At 55.9% G+C, this 24,885-nt stretch carries 9 protein-coding genes and 9 pseudogenes; 8 read left to right on the forward strand and 10 right to left on the reverse strand.

All coding sequences use genetic code 11. From position 1 onward, the window contains the following. Positions 1-11: 11 nt before the first annotated feature. The 4 genes from SGP1_RS19160 to SGP1_RS19175 form a co-directional block, all read right to left on the reverse strand. Positions 12-2,009 carry an EscV/YscV/HrcV family type III secretion system export apparatus protein gene (locus SGP1_RS19160; RefSeq protein WP_011411902.1) on the reverse strand — a complete coding sequence of 666 codons (1,998 nt, stop codon included), beginning with the start codon at positions 2,007-2,009 and terminating at the stop codon, positions 12-14. 381 nt (positions 2,010-2,390) lie between these two features. Continuing rightward, positions 2,391-4,031 carry a type III secretion system outer membrane ring subunit SctC gene (gene sctC / locus SGP1_RS19165; protein WP_011411903.1) on the reverse strand — a complete coding sequence of 547 codons (1,641 nt, stop codon included), beginning with the start codon at positions 4,029-4,031 and terminating at the stop codon, positions 2,391-2,393. Continuing rightward, positions 4,028-4,798, reverse strand: a complete 771-nt coding sequence (locus SGP1_RS19170; protein WP_198408750.1) for a helix-turn-helix domain-containing protein — start codon at positions 4,796-4,798, stop codon at positions 4,028-4,030. Before SGP1_RS19170 ends, sctC begins: the two co-directional genes overlap by 4 nt. A 284-nt stretch (positions 4,799-5,082) precedes the next feature. After that, positions 5,083-5,844, reverse strand: coding sequence for a winged helix-turn-helix domain-containing protein (locus tag SGP1_RS19175; RefSeq protein WP_158302450.1), 762 nt, complete (start codon positions 5,842-5,844; stop codon positions 5,083-5,085). A gap of 822 nt (positions 5,845-6,666) precedes the next feature. Here SGP1_RS19175 and SGP1_RS19180 point away from each other — a divergent pair. From SGP1_RS19180 to SGP1_RS28310, 4 pseudogenes are all read left to right on the forward strand, one after another. Next, a pseudogene (locus tag SGP1_RS19180) lies at positions 6,667-7,830 on the forward strand (efflux RND transporter periplasmic adaptor subunit); the annotation flags it as partial. A 121-nt stretch (positions 7,831-7,951) separates the two neighbouring features. Then, positions 7,952-9,842: pseudogene (locus tag SGP1_RS35365) on the forward strand (efflux RND transporter permease subunit). 57 nt (positions 9,843-9,899) lie between these two features. Beyond that, positions 9,900-12,329: pseudogene (locus SGP1_RS19190) on the forward strand (efflux RND transporter permease subunit). A gap of 65 nt (positions 12,330-12,394) precedes the next feature. Further along, a pseudogene (locus SGP1_RS28310) lies at positions 12,395-13,244 on the forward strand (TolC family protein); the annotation flags it as partial. A gap of 230 nt (positions 13,245-13,474) precedes the next feature. Here the strand turns inward: SGP1_RS28310 and SGP1_RS19200 are convergent. Next, the gene (locus tag SGP1_RS19200; RefSeq protein WP_011411906.1) at positions 13,475-14,149 is read right to left on the reverse strand and encodes a TetR/AcrR family transcriptional regulator; all 675 of its coding nucleotides are present in this window, start codon (positions 14,147-14,149) and stop codon (positions 13,475-13,477) included. A gap of 1,249 nt (positions 14,150-15,398) precedes the next feature. Between SGP1_RS19200 and SGP1_RS34420 the strand changes: the two genes are divergently transcribed. Both SGP1_RS34420 and SGP1_RS19210 read left to right on the forward strand, forming a co-directional pair. After that, entirely contained in the window at positions 15,399-15,593 is a 195-nt protein-coding gene (locus SGP1_RS34420) for a hypothetical protein (protein WP_148203595.1), read from the forward strand. Between the two features lie 161 nt (positions 15,594-15,754). Further along, positions 15,755-16,636, forward strand: a complete 882-nt coding sequence (locus SGP1_RS19210) for a PhzF family phenazine biosynthesis protein (protein WP_011411907.1) — start codon at positions 15,755-15,757, stop codon at positions 16,634-16,636. Between the two features lie 120 nt (positions 16,637-16,756). Here SGP1_RS19210 and SGP1_RS19215 read toward each other — a convergent pair. The 4 genes and pseudogenes from SGP1_RS19215 to SGP1_RS19230 form a co-directional block, all read right to left on the reverse strand. Beyond that, positions 16,757-17,791, reverse strand: a pseudogene (locus SGP1_RS19215) (lysylphosphatidylglycerol synthase domain-containing protein). Beyond that, a pseudogene (locus tag SGP1_RS19220) lies at positions 17,788-18,738 on the reverse strand (phospholipase D-like domain-containing protein). The pseudogenes SGP1_RS19215 and SGP1_RS19220 overlap by 4 nt, the downstream one beginning before the upstream one ends. Before the next feature lie 14 nt (positions 18,739-18,752). Beyond that, positions 18,753-19,506: pseudogene (locus SGP1_RS19225) on the reverse strand (endonuclease/exonuclease/phosphatase family protein). A 114-nt stretch (positions 19,507-19,620) separates the two neighbouring features. Then, a complete protein-coding gene (locus SGP1_RS19230; RefSeq protein WP_041867683.1) occupies positions 19,621-19,884 on the reverse strand; it encodes a helix-turn-helix domain-containing protein in 264 nt (87 codons plus the stop codon). Positions 19,885-20,112: 228 nt separating this feature from the next. Here SGP1_RS19230 and phoA point away from each other — a divergent pair. Then, positions 20,113-21,492 (forward strand): annotated as a pseudogene (gene phoA / locus SGP1_RS19235) (alkaline phosphatase). A gap of 104 nt (positions 21,493-21,596) precedes the next feature. Here the strand turns inward: phoA and SGP1_RS19240 are convergent. Then, positions 21,597-22,061 (reverse strand): GNAT family N-acetyltransferase, encoded by a 465-nt coding sequence (locus SGP1_RS19240; protein ID WP_041867684.1) that lies wholly within the window; start codon positions 22,059-22,061, stop codon positions 21,597-21,599. Positions 22,062-22,524: 463 nt separating this feature from the next. Here SGP1_RS19240 and SGP1_RS35825 point away from each other — a divergent pair. Next, positions 22,525-24,868 (forward strand): annotated as a pseudogene (locus tag SGP1_RS35825) (DMSO/selenate family reductase complex A subunit). Positions 24,869-24,885 lie beyond the last annotated feature (17 nt).

Here is a 24,885-nt window from a genome sequence, read left to right on the forward strand (position 1 = left end):
TTCCTCTTGGTTTAAATTGTTTTGATGACATTTACGGTAACGCTTTCCGTTAATTCACCGAATGACAGCACTTCAAGATCGCGAAAACGATGTTGAATAAGGGACTTGATAAAACGTCGAATATCCGCCGCCGCCAACAGGACGATATCGCGCTGAGCGATGGGCAAGCTTTCCAGGGCGGAGGTAAACAGCTCCATCAATTCTTCCGACACCTGAGGACCGAGATTGAGAAAGGTGCCCGCTGAAGTGGTGTGAAGGCTGTCACGCAGCGTCTCCTCCACCTCAGACGACAACATGATCACCCTCAACAGATTATCGGCGGCGAATTGGTGACAGATATAGCGCGCCAGCGCGCAGCGTACGTGCTCCACCAGGGCGGACACATCTTTTTCCCGTGGCGCCCACAGGGCCATCGCCTCCATAATGAGTTTCAAGTGACGGATGGAGATACGCTCCATCAACAGCCGCTGCAGCAGTTCGGCAATGCGCTGTACCGTCGCGTGGCGCAACACTTCCTTGAGCAAATCTGGCGCGTGGCTTTCCATTTGGTCCAGCAGGTGCTTAGTTTCCTGCACGCCGAAAAATTCGTTGACGTGGTGAGTCAGCATCACCGCGAAACAGTGATAAAGTTCATCTACCGCCGGCCGTAGCACGCACCCCGTGGCAAGCAGCCTCTCACGATCGTCAAGCGCCGCCCAGACCGCTTCCTGCTCCTGATGTAATGTCACGTCGGGCGGACAGGGACGATCGCCGGGTATCACGCGGCGCAGCATATCGAAATGGAGGGTGAACACATCAGCGCGAATTTCATTGAGCACCACCACCACCGTCCGATCGTCCGTGTGTTCACAAGGACACAGCATCAGGGGTGGCAACGCGACGCCAAAGTCGATGAGGAACTGCCCGCGCAGCCGTTCGCACAATTGCTCTTTTTCCAACCGGGCGTAATTGGCGCGCGACACCTGCAGGATCACGGCCAGCGCCTCGGGCATTATCCGTTCCGGATAGCCGCCGGCGTAATCTGCCGCCGCCGGCAGCGGGACGACGCGGGTCTGCCGCTGGCGCATTAGCAGCAATGTGCCGAGCGCCATGGCCAGCATGACGAACACCGGCAGAGGGAAACCCGGCAGCATGCCGATGGATAAGGCCAGTACAGCGGTGACCAGCAGCACGAAGGGATTCCCGAGCAATTGCTGCATGATATTACGGCCCAGATTGTCGCCATCGCCGTTGACACGGGTGACGATGAGGCCTGCGCTGATTGAGATCAGCAAAGCCGGGATCTGGCCGACCAGACCGTCGCCGATAGTCAGCAGGGTGAAGGTGGACAGCGCCTGGGACAGATCCATGTGATGTTGGTTCATTCCCACCGCGATACCGCCGATAAAGTTGACGAAGGCGACGATAATACTGGCGATGGCGTCGCCCTTGATAAATTTCATTGCACCGTCGAAGGCGCCGTAGAGCTGGCTTTCACGCTCCAGTACGCTGCGCCGTTGCCGGGCCCCTTCGGCGTCAATCACACCACCGCGCAAGTCGGCGTCAATGCTCATCTGCTTGCCGGGCATGCCGTCCAGACAAAAGCGCGCGGCCACCTCGGCGACGCGCTCCGATCCTTTGGTGATGACGATAAACTGCACCACGGTCACGATGGCAAAAATGACAAACCCGACGACGAGATTATCGCCAATCACAAACTGGCCGAAGGTGGCAATGATCTCGCCCGCGTCGGCGTCGGTCAGGATAAGTCGGCTGGTGCTTATCGTCAGCGCCAGTCTGAACAGGGTTGTTATGAGCAGCACGGCAGGAAAAGTGGAGAAGCTCAGGATGCGATCGATGTAAAACGCGCCAATGAAGACCAGCATGGCGATGACGATATTCAGGCCAATAAGAAAATCCACCAGATAAGCTGGAAGAGGAATTATTATCATAAAAATTATTGTAATAACCAGCACAAGAATTAATAATTCTGGACGATAATAAATGTGGTTTAAAAATCTATTAAGCACGTGAATAATCCATTTCGTTCAGCCAGATAGATATCAAATAAAGACACGATGACCGCCATTCGATATTCCCCGCAGCCGGCAACGCTTTGCTCAAAATCCCCCCTGCGCGTTTCCAACAGCATTTATGTTCTTATAAAAATTAATAATATGCATGATCAACATTTACAGCGACCGAGGAAATAAATAAAAGGAGACGATCTCATTTCCGGCCGTGGTACGGGCTTTAATCAGGCTATGCGACAATATCGGGCCACAACAGAGGATATGCCTTGTTCATATTAACCACATTTACTCACCGCCGGGTAAACCAGCGCCCATATTCTCAGCTAATAAGAATTTTCATCGTAGCGTGATCCAGCAATCAGAGCATTATTTTGCCGGTCAGTGCTGGCTGGCAAGATAATTATCGGCCCAGTCCTTCAGTGTGCCTTCATGGCTGCGCGCAGTAGCAGTAATTGAACGGGCAAACGCGGCGGCGTCTTGCTGCAGCGGCTCAGAAATTTCCCGCGGCTGGATGAGAAAAACCCTGACCATATTGGCCTGTTTATCGATGCGGTGGCGAAACAGCCCGCCAATCAGCGGTATCGACCCGAGACCGGGTAACCGGGCGCGGTTACCCCTGAGCTCATCGCGGGTGTAGCCGCCAATCAGCAGGCTTTTTCCCCGCGGCACGCGCGCGACCGTACTGATATGGGTCCGGCCCACTTCCGGCAGGTCGTCAGAGCCGGGATTACTCTGCCGCCGGGAGACCTCGCCGCCGTCTTCGATGGTCAACACCATCTCAATTTGATCGTCGCCGGAAAACCGCGGCAGGACGCTTATCATGGTACCGTAGGTCACTTCGCGCAGCTCCACGCTGCGTTCTCCCAGAAGCCGAGTATAAAAGGTCCTGTTGTTATCGAAAATCGCCGGCACATTTTCCTGGGTCAGGATAATCGGCCGCGAGACAATGTTGGCGCGGTGTTTCCGCGCCAGCGCCAATATGGAGGCGACAAACCGCGTACCGTCCAGCGCGCTATAGGATCCCTGATTGAGCGTGACGCCCCCGCGCTGGCCAATGCGGGCGCCGCCCTGCCAATTGATGCCGAATTGATCAAGATCGCTCTTTTCCAAATCAATTATCCATAACGATAACTCCACGTGGCGCTTCGGTATATCCAGTGAACGCACCAGATTGCGCACGAATTGGACCTGGCGGCCGGTACCCTTGACCAGCAGGCTGTTATTGCTGGGATTGGCAATCACCTGTACAGGCCACAGCGGCAGCGGTTCCACATCCTGTTCCGCGCGCACCTCCGCTACAGGCAACAGGGCCTCAGCCGGCGTCAGCGGGGCAGGAACGTCAGCCACCGCCGATCGCCCTTCCCGCCTCATCAGCCGCTCTATCACCGTGGCGATACCGGGAATGGTCACCTTTTCGCCGCGCAAGGCATAATAACGATCGCCGACAAAGGTGTAGCTTAGCGGGATAACCTCGGCCTGCTCGCGATCGTGTATTCCATCCGGTTCCTTATCCAGCAGGCGGGCTGCGTTTTCCACCAGTTCGACATACATCGGCGGGCCTGAAAGATAAAGGAGTCGTCCGCCGGGATCCCCCCGCAGCGGATAGCGCGGGTCATGCAGCTGGGCCTGCTGCAAAAAATGACGCAGCGCCGCCGGCAAGATCGTACGCAGCGCCACCACCGCGTGACGCGTTTCACTGGCGTCATAGATATAAATAGCCTGGCCGTCGCTGTACCACATCATCCCCATCTGCTGGGTAATGCGCGCCAGCAGCGCTCGCGGATCAGCCAAATCGAATTCGCCGCTAATTTGCTTACGCGCCGCCAGCTTGCTGACAATGACCGGCTGGTTGAGGCGCGCCGAAAGCGCGTCGAAAAACACTTTAACGCCGTCTTTGTTTGCCACATAGCCGTCGCCTTGTCGGGGTAACTCCGCCGCCCGCGCGCCTGCAAGAAGGCCGGTGCAGGCCAGTAACATAACGCAGAGCAAGCCGCGGCCTATCAGAGCGATGTTATTCATTGTTCCGCTTTCTTGTTGATCATATTCCATATCCCGCGGGGGGAAACCCCAAAGGCGTCCCTGACATCGTTGGAGAGGTGCGAGGACGAGGCATAGCCATAGCGCATGGCGACCTCGGTAAGGCTTTGCCGCTCTTCGACCATATCCAGCAGCGCTCTGGCGATACGCCAGCCGCGCAGCTCATTTTTAGCCGAGTTTCCCAGAGCATTGCGGCACAGGCGGCGGAAATGAGAATAGGACAAGCCGTAACGCGCGCCCAGAACATTCAACTTCCCGTTATTGACAGATTCATTTAACAAAAAACGTATTAGCCAATAGCACTCCGTCTGGCGTAAAAATACCGCCAGCGCGTTCATCTGGGTTAGCGCGCTTTGGTAATTCCCCAGCATCCACTGCTCTATATCGGCGCAAGTACCAATATTCGGGTAATCATCAAGCTCGACCTGTATCCATTGTTGCTGGGCGTAATCGACCTGTACGCCGCGGGACTCGTCGATAAATACCTGTAATTTCGCCAGCGCGAACAGGGGTAATTCCTGATACCGCACCGTGCCGGCGCGCAGCGCCAAACTCAGGCGCTGCATTAATAGCATGCCGCGCCAGCCGGCGGATAATGTCAGACGTGCCGATTCATTTGCCCAGCGAATATGAATATCGCAATCACCGTCGGGAATTTCCAGCAACCAGCATTTGGGTTCCGAGATATCCTGCTGATGGTGCTCGTTCAGCAGCGAAGCGGAAGAGACAATGATTTCTTTGCTAATCATTATCTCATTTCGCTTTTGCTTAATATTCATAGCCATACATTACCTATCTCTTTTGAAGAAATCATGATGAAAATATGACTCACGGTGAGAAATAATTGCAAAAGCTGCTTATTGTCTAATCGCTTCACAGCATGCCTGATGGGTGATAAACGTTATCTCTCATTGCCGGCATTGGCACAAAAGGCGTCCCTAAACGGCAACTTGGATTGCACCGCGAAATAATGCGCCCCCCAAAAGCACCTTGACCGGCTCGGCTAATCCTGCGCTGCCGTGGGGCGACCTATTCATTTTCTTCTTTCGTTCTTACCCGGCATGGCTGGCAGACCGGGTTCCGCCTCCACCGTTTTTCCCGCCGCCAGCCCCATCGCTTTCATGCCGGGCAATGCCCCTAAAATCATGGGTTTCAACTGAGGCAAAAAGCTTCCATCGCCTGCCAGATGCTCTTTGGCCACCCGTTCGCGCAGCAGTACCAGATGGTCTTCGGCGCGCATCAGCTCGATTCGCAGCGAAGGTGCACCACCAAGATTCAGTTCGTAACCGGTGAGGTAATAGTCGGGCCGGATTTTATCCAGCAACAGCAGCATGGCATCAGTCGTGCGGCAGTTCATGGTCAGCGAGGTCGGCAGCACATGCAACCCCAGCGGCGAGCACGGCGCCAGTTGCTGTACGATGGCGTCCTGCAGATCCACGGTGTCGATATCCTCCGCCAGCCGGAAGGGAAATACCGCCAGCACGCAGCGCGCCGGCATACCGGGCCGGGCCGGCAAAATGCGTGTTACCGGCAAGGTAAACCGATAGCCCTTACCGTAAACGGTATCGATGTAACGGCGGTCCTTCTCTTCCTGCAAAATACGCCGCAGCACGTAGATACAGCGCGTCAGCGATTCTTCACCAACATTGCCGCCATACCAGACCTCATGAATGATCTGCGCTTTGGTCACCAATTCGCCGGCAGATTCCAGCAATAAACTCAGCACCCCCAGTTCCTTGGGTGAGATGCTGAGCCGTTTGTCTTTATGAAACAACACACGGGAGGAGTTCAGCAAAAAATCTCCAAAAGCGTACTGTACGGTAGGCAGAGAATTTTTGCCTCCGCCAGCCGGGCCGATGGGCGCTAAGGGCGTGCATGCGTAAGACGCCTGATCTTTTTTCAGAGCTATATCCATCCTTTAATATCTCCTGTTGCCCGATAAACTTCTAATTCATTATTTCATCACGGAATAGTGTCCAGCGTAGCTCATGGCAAATGCATCATTCCTCAATACGATCCTTAATTCGCCACTAAAAATAATGATGATAAATCCTAGAGCTCAACGAATAAACCCTCGTCTAATTATTAAAGGTTATAGTAATGACTTAAACCAAAGATAAACATCCGAGCCTATAATCCGGAGGAGAATCGATAAATTAAAGAGTGATTAACCTGGTATTTTTGTGAACAATTAATGCAATTAAACCATATCAGAATTATGACATAATTATTTTATGCAAATAAAATATTTTTAAATTATATTTTTATTATTTTTGTTGATCGCCATTAGTTATCCGCCGTCTGGGTGCCTCACTGTGGAATTTACCCGTCAACGGACGAAACGAACTTCGCGCGGGAAGCCATGTCCAAAATCGCGCAGGTGAGGGCCGCCGGGCATTAGCAGGCCAAAACAGGCACAGCATGATGTTTCTTACGTTGCTGTACTGAGCAGGTCGAAATCCCTGCCGGTGACAGGTCTTTACGCCACGTTATGCGGCGGCGGACGCTGTACAGCAAATGAAACGCTTTTTGACAAAACGCTTACAAAATAAGCATTAGAATTACTTTAATCTGTTAAGATAACACTATTTTAACCGGAACTGGCCAGCCCCATCCCATGAAAAGATATTCAAAGCAGACGATTAAGTGGCGTAATGTTTTAGTGGTGGTTTTTGTACTGTTGTTAATTGTCGGTCTGGGTTATTACCTCTTCGCGCACCACAGCGGCGGTAACGCGGGCATGGGCGGCCCGACGGCGGTACACGGTGGTGTTGCCAGGCAGGCGGATGTTCCAGTCACCTTGTCGGCCCTGGGTACGGTGGTGGCTAACGCCAGCGTCACCGTCACCAGCCGGGTCGATGGCCAACTGCTCAAAGTCTATTTTACCGAGGGGCAAAAGGTTGAGCAGGGGCAGTTGCTGGCGCAAATCGACCCGCTCAGCTATCAGGCCAGCCTGGCGCAATATCAAGGCAGTCTGGCGCAAAACCAAGCGCTGTTGAAAAGCGCGCAGCTGACGCTGGCGCGTTACCAAAAACTTTATGCACAAGACTCGCTATCGCGTCAGGATCTGGAAACCCAGACCGCTACCATGGGGCAATATGCCGGGGCAATTAAATCCTATCAGGCGCAGATCGACGCCGCAAAACTGGATCTGGAATATGCGCGGATAACCGCGCCGGTCAGCGGCCGGGTCGGCCTGCGGCTGGTGGATCCCGGCAACATGGTGCGCAGTAGCGACACGACCAGCATCGTGACGATTACTCAGACCCAGCCTATTGCCGTTACCTTTAGCGTTCCACAAGCCAATTTACCCACGTTACTCCAGGCCCTGCATCACGACCAAACCTTGACCGCCACCGCGTTGGATCAGGATGGCACAACGGTGCTGGCAGAGGGAGAGCTAAATTTTATCAGCAACGAGATCGACAGCGACACCGGCAGTATCAAGCTTAAAGCCATGTTTGCCAATAAAGATGAAAAACTCTACCCCAACCAATTCGTCAATGTGCGTTTGCAAACCAACGTCCTCAAAGGCGCCACGGTTATCCCCGCCCAGGCATTGCAATTAAGCAGCGATGGAGATTTTGTCTATGTCATCAAGCAGGATAACAGCGTCGAACGCCGCCAGGTCAAGACGGGGCCAAGCTTCGGTACCACTATGCAGGCCGTTCTGAGCGGCGTCTCGCCGGGGGAACGGGTGGTTACCGAAGGTATCGACCGATTGAGCAATGGCGCGAAAGTGACGATTGTCAGCGACAATGATAATGGCGGCGGCAGTGCCGTCGAGAGTAGCGCGACCCGCGTCAAGGGCAGCGCCGGCACAGCGATAGCGGCGCCACGGGCGGCAACGGCAATGCAGGTCCGGCTGACGGCACGACCGGCAGTAACGACGGCCCCGCGCAATGAATCCTTCCAGACTCTTTATCGAGCGCCCGGTCGCCACCATTTTGCTGATGATTGCGGTGCTGATTTCCGGGCTGTTCTCCTACAAAATGCTTTCCACCTCGGCGCTGCCCAAGGTGGATTATCCCACGATCCAGGTCACCACGCTTTACCCAGGCGCCAGTGCTGATGTGATGGCTTCGTCGGTCACCGCGCCGCTGGAACGGCAGCTCGGCCAGATAGCCGGCCTGAGCCAGATGTATTCCACCAGTTCAGGCGGAGCATCGGTCATTACCCTGAAATTCTCCCTCGACCTGTCGCTGGATGTGGCGGAGCAAGAAGTGCAGGCGGCAATCAATGCCGCCAACAGCCTGCTGCCGAACGATCTGCCCAATCCGCCTACCTATAAAAAGGTCAATCCGGCGGATACCGCCGTCATCACCCTGGCGGCGAGGGCGAGTTCGAATACGCTGCCGCTGATTCAGGTGCAGGATCTGGTCAATACCCGCCTGGCGCTGAAATTATCGCAGATCGCCGGCGTCGGGATGGTCACCCTGGCCGGTGGCCATCAGGCGGCGATTCGGGTGCGGATGGATCCCCGCGCGCTCGCGGCCCATCACCTGACGCTGGAAGATGTCAACACCGCCAAGGGGGGCTTTGACGGCCGCTACCATTCAATTACCATCGACGCCAACGATCAGCTGCGCTGCGGCTGAAAGATATCGCCCAAATCGAGGAGGCGGAGGAAAACACCTTCCAATCCGCCTGGGCCAACCGGAATCCGGCGATTGTCATCAGCGTCCAGCGCCAGCCAGGCGCCAATGTCATCCAGGTGGTGGATAATATCAAAGCGCAGCTTCCCACGCTGCAGGCTGCGCTGCCGGACGGAGTCAAGATCCAGATCCTGTCCGATCGTACCCAAACCATTCGCGTCTCCATCAGCGACGTCCAGTTTGAGCTGATGCTGTCCATTGCGCTGGTCGTGATGGTGACCTTTCTTTTTCTGCGTAACATCGCCGCAACCCTGATTCCCAGCGTGGCGGTCCCGCTGTCGCTGGTGGGCACCTTCGGCGTAATGTATCTGGCCGGCTTCAGTCTGAATAACCTGTCGTTGATGGCGTTAAACATCGCCACCGGATTCGTCATTGATGACGCCATCGTGGTAGTGGAAAATATCTAGCGCCGGCTGGAAGAGGGAGAAACGCCGATGCAGGCGGCGCTTAATGGCTACATGCAAATAGGCTTTACCATAATCGTCGGACGGGTTCCCTGGTTCATGTCAGGCTGAATCAGTTCCCTGCGGTTACCGTATCCTTCAACTTGAATGACGGCTACACGATTGAAGACGCGCAACAGGCGATAGCCAAGGTTAGTCAGTCCCTTGAGCAGCCGGCAAGCATCACCCTGCGCTATCAGGGGGAAACCTCAGCGTTCCAGAGCGCCACCGGCAATACGGCGGCATTGCTCACCATGTACGTGGTGCTCGGTATCCTGTATGAGAGCTTTATTCATCCGGTCACCATTCTTTCCACCCTGCCCTCGGCCGCGGTCGGCGCGCTGTTGACGTTGCTGCTCGCCGACACCGAATTCAGCCTAATCGCCCTTATAGGCGTCATCCTGTTGATAGGCATAGTGAAAAAGAATACCATCATGATGATCGACTTCGCGCTTGAGGCGGAAAATAAGTATCACATGACGCCGCGCGAGGCCATCCATCAGGCCTGCCTGCTACGTTTCCGGCCAATTCTGATGACCACGATGGCCGCCTTGCTCGGGGCACTGCCGTTAATGCTGGCACACGGCTCCGGGGCCGAACTGCGCCAGCCGCTGGGGCTGGTAATTGTCGGCGGTCTTATTTTCAGCCAGGTGCTGACGTTGTTCTCGACGCCGGTGATTTTATCTGTGGTTTGACGGCCTGGCGCAGCGCGGACAGCGTTATATGCGGCGCAAAAACAGGCAAGCATCGCAATGAATATCTCACGGCTGTTTATCTTTCGGCCGGTGGTGACGCTGCTGCTCACGCTTGCCATTTTGTTGCTCGGCTTGCTGGGCTCCGGCTGCTGCCGGTGGCGCCGCTGCCGCAGGTTGATTTTTCTACCATTATGGTCAGCGCCAGTCTGGAAACCATGGCGACTACCGTGGCCACCCCGCTGGAGCGTTCGCTTGGCCAGATAGCCGGTGTGACCGAAATGACCTCCAGCAGCAGCACGGGGTCGACGCGGATTATTTTGCAGTTCGAGCTCGACCGCAATATCAATGGCGCCGCCCACGATGTGCAGGCGGCAATCAATGCCGCACGCAGTTTGCTGCCAAGCAGCATGCCGTCATTACCGACCTACCGCAAAGCCAATCCGTCCGATGGACGAACGGACTTCGTTTCTGGTGGACAGTAACGGGCAGTTGGACAAAGCGCGGGATTATCGTTCGCTTATTATTACCTATATCAACGGTACCGCCATCCACCTTAGCGATGTCGCCACCGTCATCGACTCGGTGGAAGATAAATACAACATCGGTTATTACAATCAAACCCCTTCGGTGATGATAGGCGTCACCCGCCAGACCGGCGCGAATATGCTGGAAACCATCGACGCCATCAACGCCGCGCTACAGACGGAATTGCCCGGCGATGTCGAGCTACATAAAGTGGTGGACCGTTCGCCCACCATTCGCGCCTCGCTGTACGACACCGAAGAGACGCTGCTCATTGCAATTTTCCTGGTGATCGCCGTGGTGTTTATCTTTCTGCGCAACCTGCAGGCGGTGATCATTCCGGCGCTGGCGTTGCCGGTATCGCTTATCGGCACCTGCGCGGTGATGTATCTGCTCGATTACAGTTTGGATAACCTGTCCCTCATGGCGCTGATCATCTGCACCGGCTTTGTGGTCGATGACGCCATTGTGGTGCTGGAAAACATCACCCGCTATATCGAAGAAGGCCTTGGACCGGTACGTGCCTCGATCAAGGGCGCACAGGAAGTCGGGTTTACGGTCCTGGCGATGACGCTGTCGCTGGTGGCGGTGTTCATTCCCATTCTGCTGATGGGCAGTATTGTCGGTCGGCTGTTTCGGGAATTCGCCGTCACGCTCACCGTTTCGCTGTTGATTTCGATGGTCGTGTCGCTTAGCCTGACGCCGATGCTGTTCTCACGGCTGCTGCGGCGCAAACCGCCGGTAAGCAAACGCCCCAACCGGATCTATTTGCTAATTGAGCGCGGGCTGGCCCGACTGCTGGCGGGATATGCGCTGGCGCTGGGCTGGGTGATGCGCCATCAAAGGCTCACGCTCTTCAGCCTGGTGCTGACCATCATGCTCAACTTTTTTATACGGCGTAGTGCAAAAAGGGTTCTTCCCCAACCAGGATACCGGCCTGCTGATGGGGATGGTGCGCGCCGATCAAAATATTTCGTTCCAGGCGATGAAACCCAAAGTGGAAGCGATAGCCAAGCTTATCCAACAGGATCCAGCGGTGGATGGCGTGATGTCGTCCATCGGCGGCGGCGCGTTCGGATCGCGCAACAGCGGTACCTTCTTTGTGCGCCTGAAGGATTATGACAAGCGCAGCGATAGCACCACCGAAGTCGCGAACCGGCTGACCAATAAGTTTCGCAAAGAGGCGGGTATGCAGCTGTTTTTGATGGCGGCGCAGGATATCCATATCGGCGGATGCAGCGCCAACGCGTCATATCAATACAGTCTGCAGGCCGATGATCTCAATCTGTTGCGCGTCTGGACGCCGATAGTGAAAACGGCTGTCAAGAGATCATGCTGAACATCGATCGCGATAAAGCCACCCGGTTGGGGGTGAATGCCGACATGCTCGACACGATGCTCAATAACTCTTTCAGCCAGCGCCAGGTGGCAACAATCTATAAAACCTTAAATCAATATCATGTGATTATGGGACTTAACGAGGCTTATACCGGCGATGCCGAGATACTGAAAAAACTTTTTGTTGTCAACGACAACGGTGAAACTATTCCCCTGTCGGCGTTCGTGACCTTCAGCAGCGCCAATGCGGCGCTTTCGGTGGCGCATCAGCGGCAGTCCGCCACCAGCACAGTCGCCTTTAATCTGGCCGATGGCGTATCGCTGGAACAGGCGCAGACGGCCATCAAGGACGCGATGGTAAAAATTGCCCTGCCCAGCACCATTCAGGCCGGCTTCCAGGGGGACCGCCAAAGCGTTCGCCACGCTGGCCGCGTCCATGCCCTGGTTGATCCTGGCGACGGTGACGCGGATCTGCGTAGCCCCCTGGGTATGGCCATCGCCGGCGGGTTGGCCCTGAGCCAGCTGTTGACCCTGTTTACCACACCAGTGGTTTATCTCTATCTTGATCGCCTTAGCCGCAAAAGCCAGCACGCCTGGCATCGCTTACGGAAAACTGGCACGGCCTGACGCCGCTATAAGAGTGAAACATGACAATGAATGATACACACCGCGCACTGAAGTTTATTCCCCTGGCGCTGGCGCGGCAATCACGCGCCGATCTCTACCCAAGCGTGACCGGCACGGCGTCCAGCAACCGTTCGGGCAACCGCAGCGCGACCACCAATAGTCATAGCGCCACCGCCAGCTGGGAGCTGGATTTGTGGGGCAAGCTGCGCCACACGCTGGAAGAGAACCGGGCCAGCGCCCAAGCGAGCGAGGCGGAACTGGCTAATATCACCCTAAGCGCACAATCAACGCTGGCGCAGGACTATTTCCAACTGCGGGTGATGGATCAGCAGTTGGCACTCTATCAGCAAAGTATCACCGCTTATGAGCGTTATGTGCGCATCATCGGCATTAAATATCAGGCTGGCAGCGAAGGGCGCGATAGGCGTCGCCAAAGCGGCCTATTATCCTGATTTAACCCTGAGCGCCAGCGGGGGCTTCACCAGCTCCGCGTTGCACAATCTGTTGTCGTTACCCAACCGGACCTGGTCGCTGGGGCCGGAATTGAGCGGTACCCTGCTGGACTTCGGCGCCACCAAAGCGCAGGTAGAACAGGCGGAGGCCAGCTACGATGCAAGCGTCGCCAACTATCGCCAAACGGTGCTGGCAGGGTTCCAGGAAGTTGAAGATTATCTGGTCCAGTTGCAGACCCTGGAGAGCGAAATCGCGTCCCAGCAGCGTGCGGCGCAGGCGGCGCAAGAGTCGGTGCGGGTTACCTACAACCAATATGAAGCGGGAATGATTGATTACCTTGATGTGGCCACCACGCAAAATACCAGCCTTTCCCAGCAGCAGAGCCTGCTATCGCTGCAAAGTACGCAATGGGTTGCCAGCGTCCAGTTGATCGTGGCTCTCGGGGGGGGGCTGGCAGGCGACGGAGGCCTTTACTGCGCAATAGCGAAGCGCCACGCCACGATGCACGTGACCGACGCTGATCAGGGCATATTGCACAGCGCGTAGCGACAAGGTCATCAGCTCAGGCAATAGCACACAGCTCGTAACGGCGAGGTCATCGGTTCAGGCAATACACGCAGGTGACCTAATCAGGCAATGGTGCGCCGGTTGATAATAGGGCCCCAGAACAATCAGGCCCTAGCCACTCGCTATCAGGCGTGTTCTGTGGCCTGCACACCGCTCACCTGGCGGCAGGTTTGGATTAAGGTAGGCCAGACAGCCATCAGGGTGGTGACGATGCCGTTGAGATCCTCTTCACTGGCGCCGTCACGCGCCTGAACCGACATCCCCTGCAGCGAGCAGGCGAGATATTTCGCCAGTACGGCACAGTCGGTGCCGGCCGGGAGTTCCCCCTGCTGTTGCCGCGCCAGCAGAAAATCCAGTAACGTATGCTCCTGCAAATGGTGACGCGAGCGCAGGATCTGCGCCACTTCATCTGACGACGCTGCCAGCGCCGCCGAGGTACAAATAATGAAGCAGCCGGACGGCAGGCTCTTATCGGTAAACATACCGGCTGCGGCGCGGTAAAAATCCTCGATGGCCTGGGTGACGGTAAAACCGGGACGCGCCAGCAAGGCCTTACCCTTCTCGGCAAACTTGGTCACATAGCGTTCCGCCGCGGCGCGGAACAGCCCTTCTTTATTACCAAATTCCGCATACAGCGTAGGCGCCTTGGCGCCCGTAGCTTCGACAAGATCGGCAAGGGAAGTGGCTTCATAGCCATGGCGCCAAAACAGTTGCAACGCCTGGTCCAGGGCGGCTTCACGATCGAATTGTTTCGGACGCCCGCGCCCCTTTTTGACACAGGCGGCTTGATGGTCGCTCATAGCTCCTCTCTTGCCGAATGGGTGAAAAATTGCACTAAATTAATGATCATTATAAAAAATACTCATCCCCGTGTCGAGGGGCTTTTTGCAATATGTGCGCATCGGAAAAATTATATTAACGATTATTAAAATATTATCTTGCCTGCGCGCCCGGTACGGTCTATAATTTAGTTATCAACTGTTAACTATTTATCCAGCCGCCATCCTTCTGACGGTAAAGTCGGGAGATAAATCCATGAAAAAATAAAATTATTTATTTTTACTATCGCCCTCAGCCTGCTGTCTTCAGGGGCGCTGGCCGTCGGCCTCCCCTCCCCGGCAGATGCTTTTCCTGGTACGCTTGCTGCGGCGTCGGGTCATAGCGGTATTGCCCTTAATTCTGGCGAGCCGGGAGATAAAGTGAACGGCAACCACTCTCCGAGCTACCCCCCGACATCTTTGTCGGGACAGCGTAATATGCACAGCACCGCCGTTATCTATAACTAAACCCTCACCCGGCAAAGCCGGAGATACCGCCGTCTGCATATTAACCGTCCCACGGGGCGGTCTTTTTTTGGGTGGCAAACGATCAGCCTAACAATATGCTTCTCAACACGGGCCACGTTTTAGCATGCCGCCATTACAACGGCTGAGGATGTGATACGCGATAGCTTTAAATCATGATTGTAATAAATTAAGATATTTCCTGATTGTTAAACCGGCGCCGTCAGCGGAGCGTTATTCGGCTTACTCCTATAGCGTTCAGCATTGCAAATTCTTTTTTTACGTAGCCCGTATTTTTTATCTTCACCTTGTTACAGCAGTCATCGTTTTTACAGTTCCTTTACTGTGTCTTGCATTGATTAAAATACATCCTCGGTGAATGATTTGACCTATAAAATTATTTATCCATGGAGTTAACGCATGCGTCAATTATTTATGTTTCTTGGCATTGTCTTTTTGAACGCCGCCCTGAGCGGCTGTCTGTGGCCCCCGCCCGGCGGCGGTGGCTGGGGAGGTGGTGGCGGTCCGCACTGGCGGACCACCACATTAACCTGTCCCGCCCGGGCCTTCTCTTTTCCGGCCGCGGGCGGCTCCCTCAAGTTCGGTTTAACCAAAGGCCGGTCCAGACAAACACCCTTACCCACGTGCAGGTTTGCCATATACTGTGCGCTTTCAAGCCGCGACAAAACTAAAACGCGATAAGCGATAAGCGATAAGCGATAAGCGATAAGGTCTCAATACCTCCGTCGACTGGGGAGCGTTAACGGTGAGGGTGGTTGCAACATTGGATGCGCGCGCTAAAGGCGGCGGCAATTACCGTTCCATCTCAGGACAATGTGGTTTCATTGCTGTTAACGTTATTTTCCTGAGGAGGGTTGCTTTATTGCACGTTAGCGTCAATAACTTAGCCATTACCTTATTTTTCAACGAATCATTTATTGAAATAACATATTCTCTGTGACATCTTTAGCAACGAAATGTCATGCGGGCGACAGCGATTCCAAAATAACTCGATCGGGATGGCTTAACAGGAATTTTCTCATTATACGCCACCTGGAGTAGTATTAATCTTGAAAGCCCGCGCGCGGCAACCCTTTTGGCCCTATGATTACTAGGAAAATCATGAGTGAATTACTCCGTTTTAAACAAGTCGATGTTTTTTCCGCGGTGCCGCTCAATGGCAATCCGCTGGCGGTGGTGATGGATGCGGATGGCCTGTCAGAGGGTCAGATGCTGGCTATCGCCCGTTGGACAAACCTGTCAGAAACGACGTTTGTGCTGCCGCCCTCCGAGCCGCAGGCTGATTATCAGGTGAAAATCTATTCGCCGGCCGGTGAACTGCCCTTTGCCGGCCATCCCACCCTGGGAACTGCCCATGCGCTGCTGGAGAACGGCTTTAAACCCAAGTTGCCCGGTCATCTGGTGCAACAATGTGGCGTCGGCAATGTCGCTATCACCATCGCCCGTGACGGCATGTTGGCTTTCGAGGCCCCCGAGGCTGCGATGACGCCGCTCGCCGCGCAAAGCTACGCTTTATTGACCACGGCCGCGGGGGGAGAACCTTCGGTTGGCGACGGGGCGCCAACCGTGGTGAATATGGGCATACGCTGGTTGATGGTCGAGGTGTCCAGCGCCGAGGTTTGTCTCAGGCTGCAACCGGAGAGTAATGCGCTGGCCGATTTGCTCACGCGCTGCAATGCTTCCGGCATGGCGTTTTATGGTCGTCATGGCCCGACAAGCGACGTAGATTTTGAAATGCGGGCATTTATCATTGAACACGGCAGCCTGGTGGAAGATCCCGTCACCGGCAGCGCCAACGCCTGTCTGGCGCGACTGCTGCCGCAGCGTGATTTCGCCGGCAATCCGGCGTTCGCCGAAAGCTACCGGGTGCGCCAAGGCACCTGCAAGCAGCGCGATGGGCGGGTTTTTGTGGATTACCTGCGAGCCGAGCCGTGGATCGGCGGCTATTCTTCGACGCTTATTGAAGGGCACATCACGCTGTGAACCCTTTCTGCCCGGATGCCTATTCCCACTGAGCATTAAGCAACGGCCGATCCCGCACCCCGCATCTCCCGCGGTAGACCATCGTGGGCCGTGGCAGAGGATCGGCCGTCGCTGACACATCTACGCCGGCGGCACATCATCGCCGTCAGGCGCTTGTCGCTGCTCGTCACGCTCGTTTTTGGCGCGGCTTTCCAGGCCGAGGTAGAGCACAATCGCCAGCAGCAACGGCGCGATAAAATAGATGGCGCGGTAGGCGAGGAGCGCGGTGATAATAGTGCCATGGAAAATCGACTGGCCGTGCAGCATGGCGACAAATACCGCCTCCAACACCCCGATACCGGCCGGAATATGGATGATGACGCCGGCTATACTACTCACCAGCAGCACCCCAGCACAAGCGGGAAGTTCACCTTGTCGTTCAGCAAAATATAAATAATGCCTGCCATGACGAGCCAGTTGGCGACGGACACCGCCAATTGCGCTAACGCCATACGCAACGACGGCAACACCAGCTTTTGCCCGCGTACCGTCCAGCGGCGACGTTTGGAAAAGGTGCATAAGCCGAGATAGGCCACAATAAACGCCAGCAGTCCTACCCCTATCAGCCGCAGCGCAACTTCGCCAATCCCCCAGCTGGCCGGCAGCTTGATGACGCCGAAAGCGCAAACCAGGCCGGCCAGCAGGATATATCCCAGCCAGTTGGCGCGATACTCAGGGTAAATACGCGGGTAATGGCGCTGTTGGAGAGTCCCAGCCGTGAATACAGCCGGTAGCGCAGCCGATACCGCCCACCCAGGTGCTGAGCGTGAGGGTAAAAGCGTAGCAGATAAACTACACCAGCATCACCTGGTGCCTGGCGAGCTTGTGGCCGCAATAGGCGCTGCCGATCAGATCGTAGACGCCGTAAATGAGGTAACTCAGCACCACCAGTCCGATCGCCGCCAGCATAGCGCCAGGGCTATAATTCTTCAACGCTTGGAGGACGTCATCCCAGTCTACCTTACCGGCGTATACCCCCATCAGCACTACTACGCCCAGCAAAAATACCCAGGTGATGATTTTCTTGCCCCAGGTCAGCCAACGGTGCTGCGCATCGCTGCCGAATTTCTCGCCGTGCCGAGTGCCATGGCGCACGAGGGAAGAGGAAAGATTCATGGTTTTACGCCCCCGTTCTCCGGTTCGGTCAGATCCTGGGTTTCCATCTCCGGCTGTACCGGTGCGGGGACCAGCGCCAGCTTCGGTGTATGCGCCGGCAACCAGCCGACCCAGGCGGGAAAGTGGCGCAGGAAGTGAAACACCACCACGCTTTTCGCCAAATGCCAATACGTCTGTCGCGGCACTTTGCTTTCATCCACCCATTGACAATCGTTAGCGATAAGACGGTTAAGGTTGTCGCGTAAGGTGCGGTTAAAGCCGCGATCGTGAATGATGACATTGGCTTCCAGATTGAGCACCAAACTCAGCGGGTCAAGATTGCTGGATCCGACGGTAGCCTAGGCATCGTCTTTCACCGCCACTTTGGCGTGCAGCGGCCAACGGCAGTATTCATAAATATTCACCACCTCCGGCACCAGATAGTTTACGCTGCTCGTCGCGTTTATACAATGCCTGCAGGCAGTAGCGGTGAATATCCTCCACCACCGGTCTTTCAATCTCCACCGCATAATCCTGTTTGGCCTGCGGCCCGTAATCGCTTAAGCGCTCGTGGGAAAAGTTGATGCCGCGACGAACGCCAGATGGGCGTCGACCACCACTATTTTCCGGTGCAGGCGGCGAAACAGATTGGTACGCATCCCCATAAACGCCAGCCGGGGATCGTAATAGCGAAAACGGACGCCAGCACTGGTCATCGCGCCGACGAAGGCGTCGGAAAGATCGGGCGAGCCGTAACCTTCTACCGTGCATTCCACACGGACGCCGCGCTGGGCGGCGGCGATCAGCACTTGTTGCAGTTCGCGGCCGACTTTATCCTCGAACAGTATAAAGGTTTCAAGCAGCACTTCCTTTTCGGCGGCGTTGATGCTCTCGTGCAGACGCGGAAAAAACGCTTCGCCATTTTCCAGCAATTTAATGCGATTTCCCTCGCACCACTCCATGTTCATGGTGTCGGGATTACTCATAAATGGATCTCCACCGCCAGCGGCGCATGATCGGATAGATGAGACCAGGAACGTTTCGCCAGCAGCGTCGGCTGGCTAATGCGGACGCTGCGCACATAAATGCGATCCAGCCGCAGCAGGGGAAAACATGCGGGGAAAGTGCGGGCCGTCCGGCCATGGGCTTCGGTAAACACCTCCTTTAGCCCGGCGGCGCGATGCAAAATCGGGCTGGCGCGCGGGCGCCAGTCGTTAAAATCCCCACCACCACCGGCGCATCGTCGGGCAAGGTGTTGACATGATGACCCATCTGCCGTAGTTGGGCCTGTCCTGCTCACGCAGCCCGAGATGCACACAAATCATATGCAACGGCGTCCCCGCGTAGCCGGGGACCGTCAGCTCGCAGTGCAGCATACCGCGCTTCTCCTCGCCCGCCACCGAGATATCGACGTTCTGATAACGACTGATAGGGAAACGGGAGAGCAACGCGTTGCCATGGTCGCCATCGGGGTAAACCGCATTGCGTCCATAGGCGAAACCTTCCCATAAACTGTCGGCAAGAAATTCATATTGCGGCACCACCGGCCAATTCTCGAAGCGCCGGGCGTGTTTTTAATTGGCGCCCAGCACCTCTTGCAAAAACACCACGTCCGGCGAGACGGTTCGGACCGCTTCCCGCAGTTCAGGCAGAATGAAGCGCCGATTGAAGGCGGCAAAGCCCTTATGAGTATTGATGGTCAGGACCTTGAATGAAAAGCCCTGACCGGCGCGGATGACCCTGGTATTCGTATTATCATCCTAATTTTCAGCTCGAAGCATGTCGCCAGACCCCCAAAACAAACAACGCCTCACGTTCGGTCAATTGACCAGCGCGGGCTTAAGACCTCCTCAACAGGCATTTTCGTCCTGTCGCTGCCGGGTGAGAAAACGCTCAAGGGAGTAATTTCCCTGCAAGACAGCACGCAAATCGAACCCCGCCGCGTCCAGCAGGCGCACCAGCGCGGAGACGCTCATGTCATTATTGGCCTGCGTCTCCATACGCGCCACGGTGGTCCGCGCCACGCCGGCACACTGCGCCAAAATCCCCTGCGATAGGCCGGCGTGACGGCGGGCTCGTTTCAACATCACTGAGATATCAGCCAGTGTCGTCATCGAAATATCCATTTAAACGTCAGTAAATAAGCATGCTTTTAATCGTAGCTTCCAGGACACAACTGCGCCACCCGCTGTAGCGCGGGAGCATCAGGCATGGACCGCGTGTGCGGTCATGCTGGCCCGATGAACTCACGCCCGCGGTGAATTGTCATAAAAGCGTCATCGCCCTTTCGTAGACTCCGGTCAGGTTTAAGAGAGTAAAATGACAATGGGAGCTCTTTTATGATGTTGCATTCCTCTGGCACACGTTCACCTCTCTCTGGCAATAAGCGCCGTTATTCTCGCAGCCAACAGTCTCGCCGCACCGGCGATATCACACAACCCGGCGGTGCCCGCCGCCTGCAGGGCGATCAGACCGCCACATTGGTCGCATCGCTCAGCAACCGCCAGGCCAAAAATGTGATTCTGCTTATCGGTGACGGTATGGGCGATTCCGAAATTACCGCCGCACGCAATTATGCTTATGGCGCGGGAAAAATGTTTCCGGGCATTGACGCGCTACCGATCACCGGTCAATACACCCATTACTCTCTGGATAAAACCAGCCACAAGCCGAGTTATGTGACCGATTCCGCCGCGTCGGCCACCGCCTGGTCGACCGGCGTGAAAACCTATAATGGCGCGCTGGACGTGGATATGCGCGGACAAGACCACCCGACGATCCTGGAAATGGCCAAAGCGGCGAGTAAAGCGACCGGCAATGTCTCAACCGTCGAACTCGAAGACGCTACGCCGGCGGCGTTGGTGGCCCACGTCAGTTTCCGCAAATGCTATGGACCGGTAGAAACCAGTGAGCTTTGCAGCGCGCAGGCGCTGGAAAATAACGGCCGCGGCTCGATTGCGGAGTAGTTGCTGGCGGCGCGGGCCGACGTCACTCTGGGCGGCGGCGGCAAAACCTTTGCCGAGCAGGCGAAAGCCGGCCAATGGCAGGGCAAAACCCTGCGTGAGCAGGCGTTGCTGGTAAACGATGCCGAAGGTCTGCAGGCCGTCACCGGCGCCAATCAGCAGTAACCGTTTCTTGGACTGTTCGCCGAGGGCAATATGCCGGTACGCTGGCAGGGACCGAAGGCGGTGTATCACGGCAACGTCGATGGTCAACCCGTCACCTGTGGCGACAACCCCGACCGTAGCGCCAGCGTACCCACGCTGGCGATGATGACCCAAAAGGCCATCAATTTACTGAAAGTCAATCCGCAGGGCTTTTTCCTGCAGGTAGAGGGCGCATCGATAGATAAACAGGATCACGCCGCCAACCCCTGCGGCCAATTTGGTGAAACGGTGGATTTGGATGAGGCGGTACAAATTGCGCTGGAATTTGCCCGCTCCGACAGGAATACGCTGGTGGTGGTCACCGCGGACCATGCCCATTACAGCCAGATCATCGAGGCCGATGCCAAGGCGCCGGGTTTGACGCAGGCGCTAACCACCAAAGATGGCGCGATAATGGCGATAAGCTAAGGCAACTCGGAAGATGCGGAATCTCAGGGCCATACCGGCACCCATTTGCGCATCGCCGCCTATGGTCCCCATGCGGCCAATGTTGCGGGCCTGACGAACCAAACCGATTTGTTCTATACCCTGCGTGATGCTCTGGGATTGAAATAATCCCGCGCTGCGCCGTCGGGGAGTAACGCTGCCCGGCGACGACAGGCCCCTGTGTGCACTATCCTACCGCCCGGTGGCGCAAGCGACCGTCACGCGCCTGCCTCTCAGTTCCGCACCAGTTGTCGGGCCATGGTGTAGCCGGTGAGGTGGAAGGCATGACTTTCATACAGCGCGCGGGCGTGAGGATTATTGGCCGACACCCGCAGCGCCACCTCCTTACATCCCGCGGCCATAAGCTTGCTATCCAGCGCTGTCAATGCGGCACGGCCGTAACCCCGGCGGCGCCACTGCGGCAGGATACTGAAATCGCAGATATAAGCCTCTGGCAGGTTACGCAGGCTGACCCAAAGGTAGCCCACCCGTTCGTCGTCACAGACGATGCACCCCAGCCGGTGGTCGGCGGTATCAGGTCCCTCAGGAAGATAATCATGCATAATGCGCGCGGCGTTATCGCGGCCAACGGCCAATGAATAGCCGTGATTGTCGCTGAGATCGCGTGCATAGTCTTCAATCGCGCCGGGCAGGTAGAGGTCAAACTCCGCCGTGGTCATTTTTCGTAATGTAATCATCTGCTTTCCGTTGTGCTTAATCATAAACGCCGGGGGTGTCCCCATCCTCGAGCAATGATACTGCTAATGCGTCATCTCATCACGTCCGACCCTTCTTTGATACGCACCGCTGCCCGTCTGCCCCACAGGCTGTGATCCTGGCGCCCTTGTGGCCCCCACGCAGCGAACCCAACACCCGCGCCCTACCTCACCAACCCTACAATGCCACACTTTGCCTTACCTGCAATGCAATGTCTCTCCTTGCCTTACTTTGCCGGCGTGCCATAACGCTATATCCCCGCCAATAACGCTATCTTTGTCACATTCTTCACCCACCGTGGTGATTAACCATAACAACATTGAGTGAAAACAAATGCATTCGTTCATAGGTTAATTATTACTCTAAAATAAAATAGTTTTTATAACAATTAACTGACCTTGCGCTGAGCGGTTTAATTTTATTTGAGCAATCAATGGATGATCGATGAAAACTAACTCCCTTTCCCCGCAGGAGCCGGTAACTATCAGCCGGCGCGACCTGCTTAAAGACGGTACCGCAGCCGGCGGTTTATTGCTGGTCAGCCATGTTCTACCCCTGCCTTTTCGCCAGGCGCACGCCGAGTCTACCGTACCCGTCGTCGCGCAAGATAACGTCGTCTGGAGTATGTGCTCGGTGAACTGCGGCAGCCGCTACGCGCTGCGCATGCATGCATGTGCGCGATGACGAAATGTACTGGGTGGAAACCGATCACACCAGCGACGACCAGTATGGCGATCATCAGGTGCTCGCCTGCCTGCGCGGCCGCTCTATTCGCTGCCGCATGAACCATCCCGACCGCCTGAATTATCCGATGAAGCGGGTCGGCAAGCGTAGCGAAGGTAAATTTCAGCGCATCAGTTGGGACGAAGCGCTGGACACCCTGAGCGCCAATTTAAAGCGGATTGTTAAAGATTACGGCAACGAAGCCGTCTTCATTCATTACAGCTCCGGTATTACCGGCGACAACTTTTGCCGCTTGTCCTTCCGGCTCGCTGGTCACCAGGCTAATGAATTGCTATGGCGGATCGCTTGGCCAGTACGGTACCTACAGCACCGCGCAGATTGCCGCCGCCATGCCTTACACCTACGGCAGCAATGAAGGCAATAGCACCTCAGACATCGTCAATACCAAATTGGTGGTGATGTTCGGCAATAACCCGGCGGAAACACGCATGAGCGGCGCCGGCATTACCTATCATCTGGAGCATGCGCGGGAACGCTCGCAGGCACGCATGATCGTCATCGACCCACGCTATACCGACACCGCCGCCGGCCGCGAGGACGAATGGATCCCCATCCGCCCGGGCACCGACGCCGCGCTGGTGAACGCCATCACCTGGGTTCTCATCACCGAAAATCTGGTGGATCAGGCGTTTCTCGATACTTACTGTATCGGCTATGACGAGAAGAACCTGCCGGCGGACGCCCCCGCCAACGGGCATTACAAGGAGTACATTCTTGGCGAAGGTGACGATGGCATCGCCAAAACCCCGCCTGGGCGGAAAAAATCACCACGATACCGCGCGATCGCATCATCAAGCTGGCCTATATCTGCCGGGGTGGGGACCGCAACGGCAGGCCAATGGCGAGCAAACCTCGCACGCCATCGCCATGCTGTCGATTCTTACCGGCAATGTGGGTATCAACGGCGGCAACAGCGGCGCCTGGGAGTCCACCTATACCATTACCATCGAACGGTTGCCGGTGGGCAGCAACCCGGTGAAAACCAAGATACCGGTGTTTTTATGGACCGACGCCATTGCCCGCGGTCGGGAATTGACCGCGCTGAAAGATAGCATTCAGGGCAAGGATAAACTCGACGTTCCAATTAAATTCATCTGGAATTACGCCAGCAATACGCTGGTGAATCAGCACTCTGACATCAATCGCACCCACGAGATCCTGCAAAACGACAAAGATTGCGAGATGATCGTGGTTGTGGAGAATTTCATGACCTCGTCGGCGAAGTACGCCGACCTGCTGCTACAGTACTTGATGACCACCGAGCAGGAAGATATCGTGCCAAACGATTATGCCGGCAATATGGGCTATCTGATTTTCGGCCAGCCGGCCACCAGCGCGAAATTTGAACACCGGTCTCTCTACTGGATGACCAGCGAAATCGCCCGCCTACTGGGCGATGATGTCTTGCAGCGATTCACTGAGGGCCGCAGTCAATCGGAGTGGCTGCACTATCTGTACGCCAAAATGCGCGCGCGCGATCCCGACGGCCATTTTGTCGCCCGCCAATTTCGCGAGGATCACGCAGGCCATCCGTTGAAAACCCCGTCGGGGAAAATCGAGATCTACTCGGCGCGCCTGGCGGATATCGCCGTCCGCTGGCAATTGCAGCAAGGTGATACCATTACGCCGCTACCGCAGTATGTCTCGACCTTTGAGGGCTGGGATGACCCGCTGCGCACGCGTTTCCCCCTGCAACTGGCGGGATTCCACTATAAAGCGCGGACACACTCCAGCTACGGCAATATCGATGTCCTGCAGGCGGCCTGCCAGCAGGACATCTGGATAAATCCCCTCGACGCCCGATCGCGGGAGATTAAAAACGGCGATTGGGTCAGAGTCTTTAACGATCGCGGCGAGGTCCACATTCTGGCAAAAGTCACGCCGCGCATTTTGCCCGGGGTAACCGCAATTGTCCAAGGCGCCTGGCCGATATGAACGGCTATAATGGTGGCTGCATCAATACTCTCACCACGCAGCGTCCGTCGCCGCTGGCGAAGGGCAATCCCCGCAGCATACCAATCTTATCCAGATAGATAAGGCGTAGGGAGTCGGTAATGAGTA

Origin of the sequence: Sodalis glossinidius str. 'morsitans', from assembly GCF_000010085.1 — a bacterium.
GTDB classification, from domain to species: domain Bacteria; phylum Pseudomonadota; class Gammaproteobacteria; order Enterobacterales; family Enterobacteriaceae; genus Sodalis; species Sodalis glossinidius.